We start from the raw sequence: 17099 nt of genomic DNA, 5'->3' as shown, positions 1-17099 counted from the left end.
GGTAGATGCGATACGGGCTACCAATATATCGCCCCGTAGGGGCGAAAGCAACTCGCAACATCAACGGATCATTTTCATAATCCGGTTCCAGCGCAGTCCTTCATCACCGTAGCTCATCCAGGTGAGCCATGCCTTGCCAACTATATGGTCTTCCGGAACAAAGCCCCAGAACCTTGAATCCAGTGAGTTGTGGCGGTTGTCGCCCATCATCCAGTAATAATTCATGCGGAAGGTATAGTGGTCGGCGGGAGCGCCGTTGATGAGGAACCGGCCATCTTTTTCTTCCAGTTTGTTGTGCTCATATATTTCAATGATGCGGCGGTATAATTCGATATTGTTTTTATTGAGCGCGATGCTTTGTCCGCGTTGTGGCACTACCAGCGGTCCGTAGTTATCCTGGTTCCAGCTGAAGTGAAGGGTATCGTGCGGAAATACGGCGATATCAGGTGTTTGACTGAGATAAGGGGTGATGCTTTTGATGATGGGGAACGACTGCAAGGTAGCCACCTCAGAAGTGGTGAGGTTACAGAGGTAAAGCCCGGGCTGGCCGGTTGCTGCGGGTTCGTCGATGACGCCCATTTCCTTCAGGCGCATGGGGTTGAGGGCTTCGCCATTGGTTTGCACAAGGTATTGCAGTTCGCTGGTGGGCGACGTATAGGCTTTCACGTTATTGACCCAGGCGATGCCCTGTATGATCTGCAGGGTGTCGCCGGCTTGTGCTACGCAGCGTTTGATGATGTTCTCCCGCTTATCTACCGGCCGGGCGAGGATATGGTAGCGGTTCCATACGTTTTCACGGCCCAGTTCACGTACGAGATCGTAGTAGTTATTGGTGGCTTCCACTTCCAGGGCTACGGTATCGCCGGAGGGGAGGTTAAACACTACCACATCATTGCGGCGTATGGCCGAAAGGCCGGGCAGGCGCTTGTAGGGCCATTGTACGGCAGTGCTGTAGGAAGGGGTATATTTTGTAAGTGGCACCTTGTTATGCACGAGAGGGATGGCGAGGGGCGTGACAGGGATGCGCGGCCCGTAACTTACCTTGCTCACGAAAAGATAGTCGTTGATCAGCAAGGTCCTCTCCATCGAGCCAGAGGGAATGCTATAGGCTTCAAAAATGAAGGTGCGTACCAAAGTGGCCACCAATAAGGCAAAGAGGCCGGCGTTGATCCATTCGCGTATCACGGAAGGTTTGCCGCTTTTCTTTTCCCGCTTGAAAAATCTCATGATAACAATTTTAATATGTTGAATCTATATCATTTAACAGGGATGGAAATGCATATTTTGATCAGCGGTGATTAGTCTCCTGCAAAGGTTTTCTGGTGGAGTGGCCGCGCTGCAAGAAAAATTCCCTATCTTTATCTCGCAAAAAACAACCCGCCAAGTCATATGGGAAAACAGGAAACCTCCTCCAACAAGAAAGAGCACGAAAAGAAAAAACAGCAGCGGAAGCAGGAAAAGGAAGAGCGCCGGAATGAGCGGCAGGCCAGCAAAAATAAAGGCAAAAGCCTCGAAGATATGATGGCCTATATCGATGAATTTGGCAATATCACTTCCACCCCTCCTGACCCTTCCAAACGTGCAGAGATCAAGGCCGAAGATATCCAGATCGGCGTGTCCCGCCGCCAGGATGAACCGGAAGAGCTGATCAGAACCGGTATCGTTACTTTCTTCAACGAGTCCAAAGGATTCGGATTTATCAAGGACCTCAAAACACAGGAAAGCATTTTTGTGCATGTGCGCGGACTGATAGACCGTGTAAAAGAAAATTCCAAAGTTGTTTTTGAGGTGGAGATGGGACCGAAAGGGCCGAATGCGGTGAATGTGAAACTGGCCTAGCTTGTTCTTTTCTTCCACACATTGGAAAAAATTTGCCACACTAACCCCGGGATATTCTGTTGTTGCGCCTTGTGAAAGAAAGGCATGATTTTATGGAGAAAGAAAGAATAACAAAAGCAATAATTTTTTTCTTTCCATCCAAAAAAGATCATTATGCCAAATTCATCAAGGAACACCCGAGCCGCTTCTTCCAAGCCTGCCACCCGCTCCTCTGATGGCAGAAAGGGAAAAGAAGAAATGCCTCATTCGAAATTCCATGCGCTATTTATGGATGAGATCAAAGATATCTATTGGGCGGAGAAGCGCCTGGTAAAGGCATTGCCTAAAATGCAAAAGGCCGCTACCTCCGAAGAACTCGCTGCTGCCATTGGAGAACATCTGGAACAAACCAAGGGACATGTGTCCAGACTGGAAGAGATTTTTGAGCAGATGGGACAAACCCCTGCCACCAAAAAATGCGAGGCCATGGAAGGCCTCCTGGCAGAAGGTGATACAGTACTGAATGATACAGAAGAAGATTCTATGGTGCGCGACGCGGGTATCATCATTTCTGCACAGAAGATAGAACACTACGAAATTGCCGCCTATGGCAGCCTGCGCACACTGGCAAACCTGATGGGGCATAACGACGCTGTTCAACTGCTGGAACAAACACTCAATGAGGAGAAAGAAGCAGACGCGTTGCTTACCCACATTGCAGAAGGTACTGTTAATGAAAGTGCGCTTGCCGAATAAAAATAGCTGTTAAAAAGAGAACATGAATCCTGCCTGGCCGTTCCGCAAAAGCGGAACGGCTTTTTTATTGCAGGTATCAGGACCAGTGCCAGTCGCGGATCTCAGGCATATCCTCCAGGTGCTCACGGATATAATGACGATGTTCCGCTAACTTGTTTTCAAAGAATTTGATCACGCCTTCCGCCGGCGGATAGCGGTGCGCCGCCCGCTCCACCGCCGCAATGGCCAGGTGGTAGCGGCTCATATTGTTTAATACCGTCATGTCGAAAGGAGTGGTAGTAGTGCCCTCTTCCATAAAGCCGCGCGCATGAAAACGTGTTGGTCTTGGCCGGCCATGTACAAGGTCGTGTATCAGTCGCACGTAACCATGAAACGCAAAAATAACCGGCGCATCGTCTGTGAACAATTCCCGGAAATACTCCGTGGTAGCGCCATGCGGGTGATCTTGCTCCGGTGATAATGCCAGCAGGTTGACTACATTCACTACCCGCACTTTCAGATCGGGCAGCTGCTGCCGTAACAGCCATGCCGCCGCCACTGTTTCGAGGGTAGGCACATCGCCCGCGCAAGCCAGCACCACATCCGGCTGCTGCCCCGCGTCGTTGCCGGCCCATTCCCATACGGAGGCGCCACGCGAACAATGCGCCGCCGCTTCGCCTGCTGACAGCCATTGCAGCATGGGCTGCTTACCAGCCACCACCACATTCACCAGGTTGCGGCTGCAAAGACAATGATCCATCACGGCCAACAGGCAATTAGCATCCGGCGGCAGAAAGATACGTATCACCGTACTTTTTTTATTGACCACCGTATCAATGAACCCGGGCCCCTGGTGGCTGTAGCCATTGTGGTCCTGTCGCCAGCTGTGAGAGGTGAGCAAGTAATTGAGTGAAGCAATATCCTTGCGCCACGGGATCTCGCGGCACATCTTGAGCCATTTGGCATGTTGACTGAACATGGAATCGATGATGGTGATGAAAGCTTCGTAAGAGGCAAACAGGCCATAGCCGCCCGTGAGCAGATAGCCCTCTAACCAGCCCTGGCAGAGGTGTTCACTGAGCACTTCCATTACGCGGCCTTCAGGCGATAGCTGCTCATCGGTATCGAGTTGCAATGCTGTGAACATCCTTTCTGTGGCTTCAAATACAGCGCCCAGGCGGTTGCTGTTGGTTTCATCAGGAGAGAACAAACGGAAATGATGCTCATCTTTATTTTTTGTGAAGATATCGCGCAGCAGGTTGCCGAGGCGCGTGGTGCCCTCTTCCGTAACGGCGCCGGGCGTTTGCACCGGCACGGCATAATCCATGAAGTCGGGCATTTGCAATTGGCGCAGTAACAGGCCGCCATTAGCATAGGGCGTGGCGCCCATGCGCAGCGGGCCTTTGGGCGCCAGCGCTTGCAGCTCGGGCAGCAGTGTGCCATGCTCATCAAATAATGTGGTGGGTGCGTAGCTGCGCAGCCATTGTTCCAATAATGCCAGCTGTGCAGGGTTTTCGCGGACTTCTGTCAGCGGTACCTGATGCGAGCGGAAGGTACCCTCGATGGGTTGGCCGTTCCAGCTTGCGGGGCCTGTCCAGCCTTTGAGCGTGCGCAAGATGATCAGGGGCCAGCGGGGAAGGGCGAAAGGTTGTCCGCCGCGCACGGTAGACTGCATATAACGTATCTGGTGGTAAGCCTTGTCCAGCGCATCTGCCAGGGCTTCGTGCACATCCATCGGATCATCGCCGCCAACGAAGATGGCTTCATAGCCTAGACCGGAAAACAGCTGTGCGAGCGCATCGTCGGGCATCCGGGCCATCACGGTAGGGCTGGAGATCTTGTAACCATTGAGATGCAGGATGGGCAATACGGCGCCATCGCGCAGAGGGTTGAGGAAGTGGATCGATTTCCAGCTGCCTTCCAGTGGCGCGGTTTCGGCCTCGCCGTCTCCCACCACACAGGCCACGATAAGATCAGGATGATCGAATGCTGCGCCGAAAGCATGCGCCAGCGAATATCCCAGCTCGCCGCCCTCGTGTATGGAGCCGGGCGTATGCGGGCTTACGTGGCTGGGCACGCCGCCGGGAGAGGAGAACTGCGTGAACAGCCGCCGCAGGCCCGCTTCATCACGCGAGATATCGGGATATACTTCGCTGTAAGTGCCTTCCAGGTAAGTGTTGGCCAGCAAGGCAGGCGCACCGTGGCCCGGACCGCAGATGAATAATACTTCTGCATTGGTATCTTTTATCAACCTGTTGAGATGTACATAGATCAGGTTGAGGCCCGGAGAAGTGCCCCAGTGGCCCAGCAGCCTGGGTTTGATGTGTGCTGCCCGCAGCGGTTCGCGTAGCAGCGGGTTGTCTTGCAAGTATATTTGTGCGGCCGACAAATAATTGGCGGCCTGCCAGTAACGCTGCATCAATTGCAGGGTGTTTGCGGATAGTGTGCTCATACGCCGGTTGTTTTGTGCGCCTGCAGCCATTGACGGGCATGCTGCGCCATGACTAAAGCCTCGTTGGTGGCCATCACTCTCACGGTTACGGCGCTGGCCGGCGCCGAGATCACCGCAGCATGCTGCGCGTTGGCGTGGAGGTCCAACTGGATGCCCATCCAGTTCATATTTTCACATATGCGTTCCCGTATGATGGCCGCATGTTCGCCGATACCGCCGGTAAACACGAGGGTGTTGATACCGCCAGCGGCGGCAGCGAGCGCGCCCAGGTGTTTGCGGGCCTGGTAACAGAATTGCGCAATGGCGGCTGCAGCCCTGGGATGATCGGGCGCGGCCTCCAGAAGCCGCTGTACCTCTGGCTCCTGGCCGGAGACGCCTTTGAGGCCCGCCTCTTCTGTAAATAGTTTTTGCAACGCGGCCCCGTCCATTTTTTTATTGTTCAGCAGGTACAACAATACGCCGGGGTCCATATCGCCGCTGCGGGTGCTCATCATCATACCGCCGGTAGGCGTCAGGCCCATCGTGGTGTCGATACTGCGGCCCTGCGCGGTAACCACCATGCTGGCGCCATGACCCAGGTGTGCGATCAATACCTTGCCCCTGGCGGCTTGCGGCGTTATGGCCTGTAATTGCTGAAGAATATATTCATACGATAATCCATGAAATCCATAATGGATGATACCATCTTCCCGCAGGTGTGGCGGCAAGGGATAATACCTCGCCACCGCCGGCATATGCGCATGAAAAGCGGTGTCGAAACAGGCCAGGGTAGCAGCTTGCGGAAAAGGATGCTGACAGTCGCGTATCAGCTGCAGTTGTGCCGGCAGATGATTGGGAGCAAGGGGAATTAATTCCTCTAGTGTGGCCATTACCTGTGGAATAACTTCAGTAGTATGAAAATGATGGAGGCCTCCCTGCACGATCCGGTGTATGATCGCAACAACCGGATAGGTCTTCAGAAAAGGTAAACATACCTGCAAGGCATGCGTAACATCCGGCAGCTCCCATTGCTGTTGCGCGATGATACGGCTGGCGCCGTCTTTAACGGTGACCTGCCCGGAATGCCCGATGCCATTGGCTTCCGCTGTTAGCAGCAGGCGGGCATTGCCTGTATCCGCTATGGCGCATTTCAAGCTGGATGAGCCGCTGTTGACCGTCAATATCACTGGCTGTTGCATATGTTGTTTATGTCAACAAAATGCCTGCCGGGCCATAGAAAAAAGGCAGCGCCGGAAAAAAGCGCTGCCTAAAACAACAAACAAATATGAGGAAAGATGAAACGTTTCAGCTCGTACGGGCATTATAACGTTAACGCATATACGCAATTACTCTTCCGGGTCCAGTGTTTCTTCTTCATCACGGCCCCATTCACCAGGCTCATCATCTTCCAGGTTCTCCGGTTCTTCCAGCTGATCGTCGTCATCTTCCAGGTCTTCATCGCGGGAACGGCGCGTACCGGGCGGGATACCGGGATCAAGGGAACCGTAGCGATTTTCGTCCTTCAAAGGCCCTGCAGTAAGGCCAGGGGTGAAAGTGGTGTGCTTTTGCATAGGAAAAAATTTTAGGTTCAGTGAAAGCGGCACAAAGACTACGCCATTTCCTGGTTTTTTATTATTTTAACCGCATGATCATTGATACATTACAACAAGCAAGCCTGTACCATGGATTGGGACAACGATTTATTACTGCGTTTGACTATCTCGCCCGGACAGACTTTACCCGACTGGAAAAAGGAAAATATGAGATCGACGGCAGCCATATCTTCGCCATTGTAAATGAATACGATACAGTAGATGCCAGTAGCGAACAGATGGAGGCCCATAAAAAATATATCGATGTACAATACATCGTGCAGGGAGAAGAGATGATAGGGCACAATTTCATGAATGGCCAGCAGCCTTCACAGGCTTATTCTGATAGCGAAGATTACATGCTGTTCGCAGAGAAACCATCGTTCTTTACCAAACTGCAACAAGGCCATTTTGCGATCTTTTTCCCCACAGATCTGCACATGCCGAACCTGCAGGTATCGGCGCCCGCGCCAGTAAAGAAAGTAGTCATAAAAATAAGTGTCAGCTAAGATGAGTATCATATTAAGACCGATCCGCCCGGACGACGATCAGGCCCTGGCCAGCATCATCCGGAAGGGCATAGAAGAATTTGACGTGCCCACAGAAGGCACGGCCCATACAGATCCTACCACCGACCGGCTGTTTGAGCACTTCAAGGCGCCGGGTGCGCTTTATTGGGTGGCCGAAGAAGATGGCGTTGTGCTGGGTGGCTGCGGCGTATATCCTACGCCCGGGCTGCCAGACAAATGCGCGGAACTGGTCCGTTTCTTTTTATCTGCCGCCGCCAGGGGCAAGGGTCTTGGTTTACAGCTGATGGAAAAGACTTTCATCTCTGCCAAAGCCGCCGGATGGAAACAGCTTTACATCGAATCATTCGCGGAAATGAAACGCGCCGTAGCCATGTACGAGAAAGCGGGCTTCCGTTACGTCCCGGCAGCACTGGGCAACTCGGGCCATCATGCCTGCACGGTGTGGATGGTGAAAGATCTTTAATATTAATCACTCACGCATATATGAACCTGATAGGAAATATTATCTGGCTCATCTTCGGAGGCCTCTATACCTGCTTAGGCTATCTTGTTGGCGGGCTAGCGCTTTGCCTCACTATCATCGGTATTCCCTTTGGCCTGCAATGCTTCAAGATAGCCGCTCTCACGCTGGTGCCTTTCGGTCGCCAGGTAAGGGAAAAGCCAGGCGCCATCGGTTGCCTGTCTACCATCTTCAACATCATCTGGATATTCACTGGCGGCATCTGGATCGCGGTAGGTCACCTCTTTTTCGGTTGCCTGCTGGCGATCACCATCATCGGGATACCCTTTGCCCGTCAGCATTTCAAGTTGATGAGCCTTTGCTTTGCGCCTTTCGGTAAAGAGCTGGTGTAATTGTTCCCACCAATATGCCGCCCCTCCGGGGCGATATACAAGCAGCCAGCGTTTCAGCCATCAACATATCGTCCCGTAGGGACGGCATATTGGTAGCCGATGCATCACCTACCAACAACCGCCCCGTAGGGGCGGCACCTTAATAGTTATAATGATATGCAACTCACAGGAATCATCATAGGTATCTTACTACTGGCCGGCAAACCGCTGCCACAGGCGCCTGCCGTGAAAGAAGGCGATATCATCTTCCAGGAAAGCAGCGGTGACTTCAGCAAAGCGATACAACTGGCTACACATTCGCGGTACAGCCATTGTGGCATCATCTTCAAAAAAGACGGGCAATGGTACGTATATGAGGCGATAGAGCCGGTACACTATACCCCGCTACAGGAGTGGATTGCAAGAGGTGTGCAGCGGCATTATGTGCTCAAGCGCCTGCATCGTGCGGATAGCGTGCTGACGCCCGGAATGATCGAACATATGAAACAGGCCGGCAATCAATACCTTGGCAAGCATTACGATTTTTATTTTGGCTGGTCAGATGAAAGGATGTATTGTTCCGAACTGGTATGGAAGATATATAAACAGGCTACCGGCCTTGAATTGGCTGCCCTGCAGCCTTTGAAGGATTTCGACCTCGGCAGCGCGCCCGTGAAAGCACAGTTGCAGAAGGTGTATGGCGGTAAGATTCCTGCATCGGAAATGATCATCTCACCCATACAATTGTTCAACTCCCCGCTGCTGGAAGAAGTAAACCATTAGCATATGAAAAAATGCCTGTTGCTGCTTTGGTGCAGCATCGCTCTCCACGTGACGACCAGCGCCGCACAGGTAAAGGTGCTGGTCATGGCTTCCCGCGATAAGGACCATAAAAACATGATCGCCGCTGCCAGGCCCTGGTTTGCACGGCTGGCGGCCGCACAGCATTACCAGATCGATTTCTCCGACGATACCAGTTTGATCAACACCGCCAACCTGCGGCATTACCAGGTGTTTGTGCAATTACAGCTGGCGCCTTTTGACTTGTCTGACCAACAGCAGGCCGCCTTGCAACAGTACATTGAAGCGGCCAATGGCTGGGTAGGCATTCATGCCGCAGGCCTTACCGGCAGCGAGTTCTATGCCAAGGGAAGACGGAACTGGCAATGGTTTGAAGATTTCATGGGCGGCGTGAAATATTCCCCGCATCCTGCTTTTCAGCAGGGTGTAGTGAAGATAGAAGATACTGCACACCCACTGATGAAAGGCGTGTCTGCCAGTTTCCGTATCGGCGATGAATGGTATGAGTTCGGTAAGAGCCCTCGTGGAAACGTGCATGTACTGGGCATTGCAGACGAATCGTCTTATCATCAGAACAAACCGATGGGCGATCATCCCGTTATCTGGACCAATGAAAACTATCCGCGTACCGTTTATATTGGAGTAGGACATAGCCCGGAAGTATTTGCCAGCAAGGATTACACGACGCTGTTGCAAAATGCCATTCGCATCGCGGCCACACCGCTCCAGTAGAGGCATGTGCTGGTATTGTATGAGAATGGCGGGCATCATATCGCCTTCTCAAAGGCCACCCGCCAATGGCTCGATATGGGCCTTGCATACTTGCCGTTGAATGATTATTTTGGGAGTACATCATTCCACGTAAGACTATGGAAACATTCAACCCGCAACGACGCCGTTTCATCAAAGGCGCTGCCGCTTCCCTGGCGCTGGCAGCCATCAGCAGCCCTGCACTCAGTTTTATCCATCCGCCCAAACCTTACCGTGTAGCCCTTATCGGCGCCGGATGGTATGGGAAGAGCGACCTCTTTCGCCTGATACAGGTAGCGCCCGTAGAAGTGGTCGCCCTTTGCGATGTAGACAAACACCAGCTTTCAGAAGCCGCCGCCATGGTGGCCCAACGCCAGGCCTCGCGCAAAACGCCCGCTACGTATAGTGACTACCGTAAGATGCTCTCCGATCACAAACTGGATATCGTATTGATTGGCACTCCTGACCATTGGCATGCACTTACCGCTATTGCGGCCATGCAGGCAGGCGCACATGTGTATGTGCAGAAGCCGATCAGCGTAGATGTGATGGAGGGAGAAGCCATGGTGGCCGCCGCCCGTAAATATAACCGCGTTGTGCAGGTAGGCACACAACGCAAAAGCACGCCGCACCTGATCGATGCAAAGAAAAATGTGATAGATGCCGGCTTACTTGGCAAGATCGCGCATGTAGAGATGTGTTGCTACTATCACATGCGCAACAACGGCAACCCGCCAGAGCAGCCTGTGCCCGACTTCTTCGATTACGAAATGTGGACGGGTCCTGCGCCGCTGCGGCCCTACGACGGCCTGCCGCATATCCGCTGGTGGCGCACTTTTATGGAATATGGCAATGGCATCATGGGCGATATGTGCATCCATATGTTCGATACAGTTCGCTGGATGTTGCAGCTGGGATGGCCTCATCGCATCAGCTCCACCGGTGGCATTTATGTGCAGCGCGAAGGCAAATCCAATATCGCGGATACGCAGTCGGCGATTTTTGAATACGATCAGCTCAACTGTGTATGGCAGCACCGTACCTGGGGAACGCCCGCCGATCCTGCATATCCCTGGGCTTTCAAAATATATGGCGAGAAAGGTACGCTGGCCGCCAGCACCATGCAATATGATTTTATTCCTGAAGGCAAAAACGGAACACCGATTCACAAGGAGGTAGTGTATGAAAAAGAAAAGTATCCGGAAGATGTGACTGAAGCGGGCATCGAGCTGAATGCCGCGCCAGCCACACGTTTGCACATGCTCGATTTTCTGGCGGCCATTGAGCATAATACCCGGCCGGCAGCGGATATTGAGCAGGGGCATATCTCTACGGCCAGTTGTATCCTGGCTAATCTCTCCATGAAACTGGGCCGTCCGCTCAGTTATGATCCTAAAAAGCGTATAGTCGTTAACGATAGAGAGGCTACTGATTTACTGCGGAGACCATACCGCGGCCCATGGCAGCATCCGGAGGTGTTATTGTAAATCTGATATGGTGAAAATATAAAAAACTGCATCTGTTCTGGTGTGTGTATTTCCTGCAACTTTGTAAAAAAATAAAGGAAGGAAAAATGTTGATCACACCATGTACGCAGGAAGACCTGCCTGTAATTCTCGCCCTGTATGATGCTGCCAGGGCTTATCAGCGAAGTAAGCAGTATAATGTATGGCCTCCTTTCGATCTGGCTCTGACAGCAGCAGAGGTGAAAGAGCAGCGCTTGTATAAGATAGAGATAGAAGGGGAGATCGCCTGTATTTTTTCTATTGTATATAATGAGCCGCCGATCGTATGGAAAGATGCGGAAGAGAATACAGCGATCTATCTGCACCGAATCGCTACCAATCCGGCTTTCAAGGGCCGCCGCCTGCTCACGCCCATCATAGAGTGGTCGCGGACGCACGCCAGAGATATTCACCGCTCATTGATCCGCATGGACACCTGGGCAGATAATGATAATCTCACTGCCTATTATGTAGGCTACGGCTTCAAGTTATTAGGCACTTCCTACATGCCGGCGGAAGAAGCCAAGGCAGCGGGTTTGCCAGGCCACTACTGGGATAACACCGCTAACCTTTTTGAAATGAATATTTAGGGATTTAGGGATTTTCGAATTTTGGGATTTTGGGATTTATTGATCGTGTTTTGTTGCCCGGTACAACAAAACACAATCAATAAATCCCAAAATCCCAAAATTCGAAAATTCGAAAATCCCTAAATCCCTAAATCCCTAAATTCTTATCGGAATACCGGCATAGCCGGGAAGTACCATCCATTATAAGTGATGGTTTTCTTCAGTGCGCCGCTGCTGGCGTCGTAGATCAGTATACGGTTGATATTGCCGGTATAGGGGCCATTGATAGTAGTGGCCACCAGTTCGTTTGTAGCCTTGTTATAGGCAATACCACAACCATAGAAGTACTGGCCGCTGGGCAGTGTAATGAATGGCGTATTCAGGGAGGTGATATCACCGATCACATAGCGATACACTTTGGTGCCGCCTGCAAAGCCGTTGTTGGCCGGCAGGAATACGACGTTGTCAACAGTAGATGCGCAGATGCCTGCATGGCGCCATGCGCCCCAGGGAGAGGGGATGCTTACAGGCAATTTTACCGCTGATCTGGCCAGAGTGCTGGCATCGATGCGCACGAGTGAATCGGCGGTAGCAGCCCACACGCTTCCTTCTTTCGCAATGGCAAAGGCGAGGTTGGCCTGGCCCAGGTTGCGCACGAGGCTGTAGTTGGTGCTGTTGAGCGCCACGATGCCATCTGTTTGCGATAAGGCGAAAATGTAGTTGCCGGCCAGGGTCATATCGCCGGTATAGCCGGACACGCTGCTCAGTTTTGTACCGAGGGTGAGGCCGGGTAACGCTAAGGGATATACGCCGTCGCCGGTGCTCAGCAGGCCGCGGCTGGCGTCTATTCCCAGGAATGTGTGACCATCATTGGCAGGCAATGAATTGATACGGCCGCTCTGTACCATCGTTGTAGCGTCTGTAACCACCAACGGTCCGCCAGCTTTCACCACGATGTACATCTTACCATTGAAGATAGTGGCGTATTGCAAGGTGTTCGTAGGGGCGCCTAAGCTATCGGAAGGGTTAGCCGCCTTGTAAACATTGGGTACCAGCGAATCGCCGCTGTAAGAATAGAAATAGAGGTCGCCGTTCTCATGGCCGAACCAGCCTTCGTTGGCAATAAAGAAGCCGTTGCTGTAATTGGCGGGCAGACTGGCGGCATTCATCGCGCCTTTGCTGCCATTGATGGGCGACAGATCCCTGGTGTCGTTCTTGGAACAGGAAACAACTGCTACGCACAACAGTACATAGAAGAGATGCAATAGATTTTTCTTCTTCATAAAGGTTTACTTTGAAAGGGAATAATGGATGCCTGCATGTACAGCTCGCGATACTGCCACATGCCCGCACCGGGTTTCATGTCTGGTAAAAAAATCGGTACCATGTCCATACTTTTCACCCGAAAATATTGGACGACTGACGGCAATTGGCAGGTCTTCTGGCTCTCCTGCTTTTCCGGTGGCCTTCCCGTCCGCAATAGCTGCGGACAGTGGCGGGAGCAGATCCGGAAAAACGATTCAGATGAATGCAGGATCACAGCTACGGGGATAGCTCCGGTATTGCACCGGATTCCCTTTTAATGTTTCGGTTCGGCGAACCTTAACAACCAATTACAGCCGCAAACCTACGTTAACTAAAATTAATTACCAAGCGGAACTATAGAGTATAACGGAGATGTATATACGTTATTTGCAGCTTATCATGATCGCCCCATGTTGTATTTATTTTAACTTTTGAGAAGGTTACCTTTTGCAGCAAGGGCGTATAAAGGGTAAACAGACTTGCTATGCGTCCCTCCATTCCACTGTGGGTATTACCCGCCCTGATGCTTGCTGCCTGTCAGCAAGGAACCTATCATCAAGACAAACAAGACAAGCCAATGGCTGAAGTAGCCGCCATCGCGGATTCCGCCAGTTTCTCAAATGATATTACTTCACTCAATTCCGCTTCGCGAAAGCGGGTGCGCACGGCCGATGTCCGGTGTCGCGTCAGGAATGTTTATGCCGCCACTTCCAGGCTTGAACAAGCTGTGAACGGTGTTAATGGCGTAGTGGTGGAGAGCGCGCTCACCAATGATTTTGGCGCACAAACAGACTTGCCCTACAGTGCAGACTCCCTGCGGCATATACAGCTATATACGCCCACGGCCAATCTCACGCTGCGCGTGCCCACCGCACAACTGGATTCAGTGGTGGCCGTACTCACCAATAATGCTACGTTTATTGATCACCGTAACTTCAAGGATACGGACTATACGCTGGCCTATCTCTCTAATTCTTTAAGGAACAATCAGCCCGTAGAAGAGAAAGTAAAACCCGGGAAAGGCGCTACGCCACTGCAAGTAGCGCAGTATCATGATGGGAAGCGGGAATCATCTATCGACCGGAAGATAGAGAACATGGAGATACTCGACAATGTGCATTACGCTACCTTCACGGTACAGTTATTCCAACCACAGGAAGCAGATGTGCAGATCATTGTCAACCCGGAACGTATTACCCGCGCAGGTTTCGGTACCGAGTTGCTGACAGCGCTGCGCAATGGCGCAGATATTTTCCGCAATGTATTGCTTTTCTTCCTGCAACTGTGGCCCTTCCTGTTATTGCTCACAATAGGCCTCGCAGGCTACCGGCGCTGGTTTTCACGCTCTGCGTGAAAAAAATTATCTTTACTCCTATGAGGAAATTATATTCATTGATCGCTGCCTTGCTCTTCGCAGTTCCGTTGTTGGCCCAGCAGTATAACAACTATTTCAACGCGCGTTTTCATATCAGCATGTTGTACCCGAAAGATTTTACTGCACAACCCGAATCCTTTAATGGCGATGGCAGAAAGTTCGTCGCCAAAGATGGTCAGGCCGAGATCATCACCTACGGCTCCCTTGTGCTTGAAGAGACAGGAACTACCACCAGTCAGCAGTTTGAAGACTATGCCTTTGACCTCAAGGTAGCGTATAAAGTGATCAAACCAGATTACCTGATCATGTCCGGCACTAACAGAGATGGTAATATCGTGTACCGGAAAACATTGAAGAGGAAGATCAGCTATCCCGGAGATACCGGCAAAAATACCTGGGTATGGCAAACGGTGATGATCACCTATCCGCCGTCACAACAGGCGCAGTACGCGGACTATTGCAAGTATATCGCGCAACAATTCAAATGAGACCAGGATTAAACGGATTTATAAGATTACCCTGATTTAACGCGAAGATCGCTGGTGGCGGATTTAAGCGAAGAAGCCCTTGAAGCGCTCAAAGCGCTTCAAGGGCTTGAACCTCGTTGATCTTCGCGTTAAATCAGGGTAATCTTATTAATCCGTTTAATCCTGGTCCAGGCAAATTTTTTTTTCTATATTTAGCGGATATCAACCTTTATATGACTAAACCCGTTACTGCAAGATTATTATCGCTGGATTTTTTTCGGGGTGTAACTGTAGCCGCCATGATCATGGTGAATAACCCCGGCGACTGGAACCATGTGTATGCACCTTTGGAGCACAGCAAATGGAATGGCTGTACGCCCACTGACCTTATTTTTCCTTTCTTCCTTTTCATCGCAGGCGTATCGATCCCGTATGCATTGGGTACGCGCCGCGAAGATACTTCACAACACCGGCGTCTTATCTTGCAGGCCTTACGGCGTGCATTGATCATCATTGGCCTGGGCCTGTTGTTAAGGATCATGTTTTCCTGGGACTTTGCGCATCTCCGCTTCCCTGGCGTATTACAGCGCATAGGGGTGGTGTTTGCCATCTGTGCTATTCTCTTTATTAAAACCAGTCGCCGCACGCAGATATGGATCTTCGGCAGCCTGCTGGTGATCTATTATCTGCTGATGAATGTTGTGCCAGTGCCTGGCACAGGCGCTCCCAATATGGAGCCGGAAACTAATCTCGCTGCATGGATCGACCGCCTCGTTTTCACACCGGCGCACCTTTGGGCGCAAAGCAAAACCTGGGATCCGGAAGGCTTGCTCAGCACCGTCCCAGCTATAAGCACCGGCCTCTTTGGCGTGCTCGTTGGCGCCTGGCTGCGCCGCAAAGACCGCGATGATGCGGTAAAAGTAACCTGGATGTTCGTATATGGATTCGCCGCCGTGATACTGGCGCTTATCTGGGATACTTTCTTCCCGATCAATAAATCCCTCTGGACCAGCTCCTTTGTGTTATACACCGGCGGATTGGCCACCATGGCCCTCGCTGCCTGTTACTGGCTCATCGATGTACAGAGAAGAAAAAAATACCTGACCTTTTTTGTCGCCTTCGGACGCAATGCCATCACGGCTTATGTGCTCTCCGGTCTCGTACCACGACTTTTCAATACCATCAAAATAAGCGGCGGCACCTTACAGCACTGGCTATACGAAAACTGGTTCAGCTCCTGGTTATCTCCTTTGAATGCTTCGCTGGGCGCGGCTTTGTTCCTCGTGCTGCTCATCTTCCTGCCCATCATCTGGATGTATCGCAAAAATGTGATCGTCAAGATCTGATCATCTCGCAGAAAATAAAATTCGATATAGTAAATGGAACTGTTCCCTACCCAATACTCCACTTTATCCTCAGTTGCCCTGAAACACAGGATAGAAAAGGATTACGGCTTTAGCGGCTTATCATGTAAATTCCTCCAAAGGGGCGTGAGCGATACGTATATGCTCAGCAACCAGACGGATAAATATATCTTGAAAATTTTCCGGACGGTGCACCGCACTAAAGAAGAGATCAGCGGCGAAATAGCATTGCTCGAACTCCTGCGAAAGAAAGGCGCCAAAGTCTCTTATGCGCTGCAAGACCTGCACGGCAACAGTATCCAGGCATTCAATGCCGCGGAAGGCCGGCGCTATGGCGTGGTGTACACTTTCGCCAAAGGGCAGCGCGAAACGATATTGAGCGATGCGCAGCTGAAAGTCCTGGCACATGAAATGGCCTTTCAGCACAATATCCTTGCCGATGCGCGCGTCCCTTATCCGCGGCCGGTATACACCGCAGCTACCACCGTGTGGGAGCCGCTCCGCGTACTGGAACCCATGTTTAACGAGTACGGCTACACGACGGAATACGAATGGCTCAAAACCGCCGCTGCCGATGTGTTGAGAAACCTGGAAGCCCTGCAGCCACAGCATTTCAGCAGGGGATATTGCCATTTTGATTATTTCCCGCACAACTACTTTTTCGATGAGCAGAACGGCATCACCGTTTTTGATTTTGATTTTGCGGGAGAAGGTTACCTCGCCTATGATCCAGCCAGTTTGTATACCTTCTATGTAATGTTGCTTTCCATGAAGCGTATCACAGCAGCAGATTTTCAGCACAGCATGCAATGGTTCATAACGCATTACCGGCAGGTGAGGAGTTTCTCCGACGATGAAGTGAAAGCCTTGCCACTCTTGGGTTTCATGCTACTGCTGCGTTACCTGCAATTTCAATATGAAACCTACGACGATTATACCCATCACTATTTCAATCCCCGTTTCGTGAAAGAGCGGATCGGCCTTCTGCAACAATTGTTGGAGCAGCCTGTAATGCAATCGCAGTAA

Annotated in this window: 18 protein-coding genes and 1 riboswitch; of the genes, 13 read left to right on the top strand and 5 right to left on the bottom strand. The window is 51.5% G+C overall.

The genetic code is table 11. The features are described 5' to 3' along the window. Positions 1-60 precede the first annotated feature (60 nt). Positions 61-1227, bottom strand: coding sequence for a signal peptidase I (gene lepB / locus FPG75_RS25660; RefSeq protein ID WP_143310905.1), 1167 nt, complete (start codon positions 1225-1227; stop codon positions 61-63). A 162-nt stretch (positions 1228-1389) separates the two neighbouring features. Here lepB and FPG75_RS25655 point away from each other — a divergent pair, with 162 nt between their 5' ends. Both FPG75_RS25655 and FPG75_RS25650 read left to right on the top strand, forming a co-directional pair. Then, positions 1390-1839 (top strand): cold-shock protein, encoded by a 450-nt coding sequence (locus FPG75_RS25655; RefSeq protein ID WP_143310904.1) that lies wholly within the window; start codon positions 1390-1392, stop codon positions 1837-1839. Positions 1840-1992: 153 nt separating this feature from the next. Further along, a complete protein-coding gene (locus FPG75_RS25650) occupies positions 1993-2574 on the top strand; it encodes a YciE/YciF ferroxidase family protein (protein ID WP_143310903.1) in 582 nt (193 codons plus the stop codon). Positions 2575-2650: 76 nt separating this feature from the next. On the opposite strand, the gene FPG75_RS25645 is transcribed toward FPG75_RS25650, so the two are convergent. The 3 genes from FPG75_RS25645 to FPG75_RS25635 form a co-directional block, all read right to left on the bottom strand. Continuing rightward, positions 2651-5005 (bottom strand): phosphoketolase family protein, encoded by a 2355-nt coding sequence (locus FPG75_RS25645; protein ID WP_143310902.1) that lies wholly within the window; start codon positions 5003-5005, stop codon positions 2651-2653. Next, positions 5002-6183, bottom strand: coding sequence for an acetate/propionate family kinase (locus FPG75_RS25640; RefSeq protein ID WP_143310901.1), 1182 nt, complete (start codon positions 6181-6183; stop codon positions 5002-5004). Before FPG75_RS25640 ends, FPG75_RS25645 begins: the two co-directional genes overlap by 4 nt. Positions 6184-6330: 147 nt before the next feature. After that, the gene (locus tag FPG75_RS25635) at positions 6331-6555 is read right to left on the bottom strand and encodes a hypothetical protein (protein ID WP_143310900.1); all 225 of its coding nucleotides are present in this window, start codon (positions 6553-6555) and stop codon (positions 6331-6333) included. 74 nt (positions 6556-6629) lie between these two features. Here FPG75_RS25635 and FPG75_RS25630 point away from each other — a divergent pair, with 74 nt between their 5' ends. From FPG75_RS25630 to FPG75_RS25600, 7 genes are all read left to right on the top strand, one after another. Further along, on the top strand, positions 6630-7085 hold the full coding sequence (locus tag FPG75_RS25630; protein ID WP_143310899.1) for a YhcH/YjgK/YiaL family protein: 456 nt from the start codon (positions 6630-6632) through the stop codon (positions 7083-7085). Between the two features lies 1 nt (position 7086). Continuing rightward, a complete protein-coding gene (locus FPG75_RS25625) occupies positions 7087-7569 on the top strand; it encodes a GNAT family N-acetyltransferase (RefSeq protein WP_143310898.1) in 483 nt (160 codons plus the stop codon). Between the two features lie 20 nt (positions 7570-7589). Continuing rightward, entirely contained in the window at positions 7590-7958 is a 369-nt protein-coding gene (locus FPG75_RS25620; RefSeq protein ID WP_143310897.1) for a YccF domain-containing protein, read from the top strand. 156 nt (positions 7959-8114) lie between these two features. Beyond that, positions 8115-8720 (top strand): YiiX family permuted papain-like enzyme, encoded by a 606-nt coding sequence (locus FPG75_RS25615; protein ID WP_143310896.1) that lies wholly within the window; start codon positions 8115-8117, stop codon positions 8718-8720. A gap of 3 nt (positions 8721-8723) precedes the next feature. Further along, positions 8724-9470 carry a ThuA domain-containing protein gene (locus FPG75_RS25610; RefSeq protein ID WP_143310895.1) on the top strand — a complete coding sequence of 249 codons (747 nt, stop codon included), beginning with the start codon at positions 8724-8726 and terminating at the stop codon, positions 9468-9470. A 137-nt stretch (positions 9471-9607) separates the two neighbouring features. Continuing rightward, entirely contained in the window at positions 9608-10975 is a 1368-nt protein-coding gene (locus FPG75_RS25605) for a Gfo/Idh/MocA family protein (protein ID WP_143310894.1), read from the top strand. 86 nt (positions 10976-11061) lie between these two features. Continuing rightward, complete coding sequence (locus tag FPG75_RS25600) at positions 11062-11583, top strand: N-acetyltransferase (RefSeq protein WP_143310893.1); 522 nt, start codon at positions 11062-11064, stop codon at positions 11581-11583. A gap of 143 nt (positions 11584-11726) precedes the next feature. Here the strand turns inward: FPG75_RS25600 and FPG75_RS25595 are convergent, their stop codons facing one another. Next, positions 11727-12845 (bottom strand): DUF5074 domain-containing protein, encoded by a 1119-nt coding sequence (locus tag FPG75_RS25595; RefSeq protein WP_143310892.1) that lies wholly within the window; start codon positions 12843-12845, stop codon positions 11727-11729. A gap of 131 nt (positions 12846-12976) precedes the next feature. After that, positions 12977-13191, bottom strand: a riboswitch (cobalamin riboswitch). Positions 13192-13351: 160 nt separating this feature from the next. On the opposite strand from FPG75_RS25595, the gene FPG75_RS25590 reads away from it, so the two are divergent. The 4 genes from FPG75_RS25590 (at position 13352) to FPG75_RS25575 (ending at position 17099) form a co-directional block, all read left to right on the top strand. Next, entirely contained in the window at positions 13352-14221 is an 870-nt protein-coding gene (locus FPG75_RS25590; RefSeq protein ID WP_143310891.1) for a DUF4349 domain-containing protein, read from the top strand. Positions 14222-14241: 20 nt separating this feature from the next. Next, complete coding sequence (locus tag FPG75_RS25585) at positions 14242-14730, top strand: hypothetical protein (protein ID WP_143310890.1); 489 nt, start codon at positions 14242-14244, stop codon at positions 14728-14730. Between the two features lie 212 nt (positions 14731-14942). After that, the gene (locus tag FPG75_RS25580; protein ID WP_143310889.1) at positions 14943-16055 is read left to right on the top strand and encodes an acyltransferase family protein; all 1113 of its coding nucleotides are present in this window, start codon (positions 14943-14945) and stop codon (positions 16053-16055) included. Positions 16056-16088: 33 nt separating this feature from the next. Then, the gene (locus FPG75_RS25575; protein ID WP_143310888.1) at positions 16089-17099 is read left to right on the top strand and encodes a phosphotransferase enzyme family protein; all 1011 of its coding nucleotides are present in this window, start codon (positions 16089-16091) and stop codon (positions 17097-17099) included.

The organism is Chitinophaga vietnamensis, from assembly GCF_902167635.1.
GTDB classification, from domain to species: Bacteria; Bacteroidota; Bacteroidia; order Chitinophagales; family Chitinophagaceae; genus Chitinophaga; species Chitinophaga vietnamensis.
This window is presented reverse-complemented; position numbering and strand designations above follow the sequence as displayed.

Excerpts from the sequence above, each read along its gene's own strand:
- lepB (WP_143310905.1), bottom strand. The coding sequence starts at position 1,227 with ATGAGATTTTTCAAGCGGGAAAAGAAAAGCGGCAAACCTTCCGTGATA.
- FPG75_RS25655 (WP_143310904.1), top strand. The coding sequence starts at position 1,390 with ATGGGAAAACAGGAAACCTCCTCCAACAAGAAAGAGCACGAAAAGAAA.
- FPG75_RS25650 (WP_143310903.1), top strand. The coding sequence starts at position 1,993 with ATGCCAAATTCATCAAGGAACACCCGAGCCGCTTCTTCCAAGCCTGCC.
- FPG75_RS25645 (WP_143310902.1), bottom strand. The coding sequence starts at position 5,005 with ATGAGCACACTATCCGCAAACACCCTGCAATTGATGCAGCGTTACTGG.
- FPG75_RS25640 (WP_143310901.1), bottom strand. The coding sequence starts at position 6,183 with ATGCAACAGCCAGTGATATTGACGGTCAACAGCGGCTCATCCAGCTTG.
- FPG75_RS25635 (WP_143310900.1), bottom strand. The coding sequence starts at position 6,555 with ATGCAAAAGCACACCACTTTCACCCCTGGCCTTACTGCAGGGCCTTTG.
- FPG75_RS25630 (WP_143310899.1), top strand. The coding sequence starts at position 6,630 with ATGATCATTGATACATTACAACAAGCAAGCCTGTACCATGGATTGGGA.
- FPG75_RS25625 (WP_143310898.1), top strand. The coding sequence starts at position 7,087 with ATGAGTATCATATTAAGACCGATCCGCCCGGACGACGATCAGGCCCTG.
- FPG75_RS25620 (WP_143310897.1), top strand. The coding sequence starts at position 7,590 with ATGAACCTGATAGGAAATATTATCTGGCTCATCTTCGGAGGCCTCTAT.
- FPG75_RS25615 (WP_143310896.1), top strand. The coding sequence starts at position 8,115 with ATGCAACTCACAGGAATCATCATAGGTATCTTACTACTGGCCGGCAAA.
- FPG75_RS25610 (WP_143310895.1), top strand. The coding sequence starts at position 8,724 with ATGAAAAAATGCCTGTTGCTGCTTTGGTGCAGCATCGCTCTCCACGTG.
- FPG75_RS25605 (WP_143310894.1), top strand. The coding sequence starts at position 9,608 with ATGGAAACATTCAACCCGCAACGACGCCGTTTCATCAAAGGCGCTGCC.
- FPG75_RS25600 (WP_143310893.1), top strand. The coding sequence starts at position 11,062 with ATGTTGATCACACCATGTACGCAGGAAGACCTGCCTGTAATTCTCGCC.
- FPG75_RS25595 (WP_143310892.1), bottom strand. The coding sequence starts at position 12,845 with ATGAAGAAGAAAAATCTATTGCATCTCTTCTATGTACTGTTGTGCGTA.
- FPG75_RS25590 (WP_143310891.1), top strand. The coding sequence starts at position 13,352 with ATGCGTCCCTCCATTCCACTGTGGGTATTACCCGCCCTGATGCTTGCT.
- FPG75_RS25585 (WP_143310890.1), top strand. The coding sequence starts at position 14,242 with ATGAGGAAATTATATTCATTGATCGCTGCCTTGCTCTTCGCAGTTCCG.
- FPG75_RS25580 (WP_143310889.1), top strand. The coding sequence starts at position 14,943 with ATGACTAAACCCGTTACTGCAAGATTATTATCGCTGGATTTTTTTCGG.
- FPG75_RS25575 (WP_143310888.1), top strand. The coding sequence starts at position 16,089 with ATGGAACTGTTCCCTACCCAATACTCCACTTTATCCTCAGTTGCCCTG.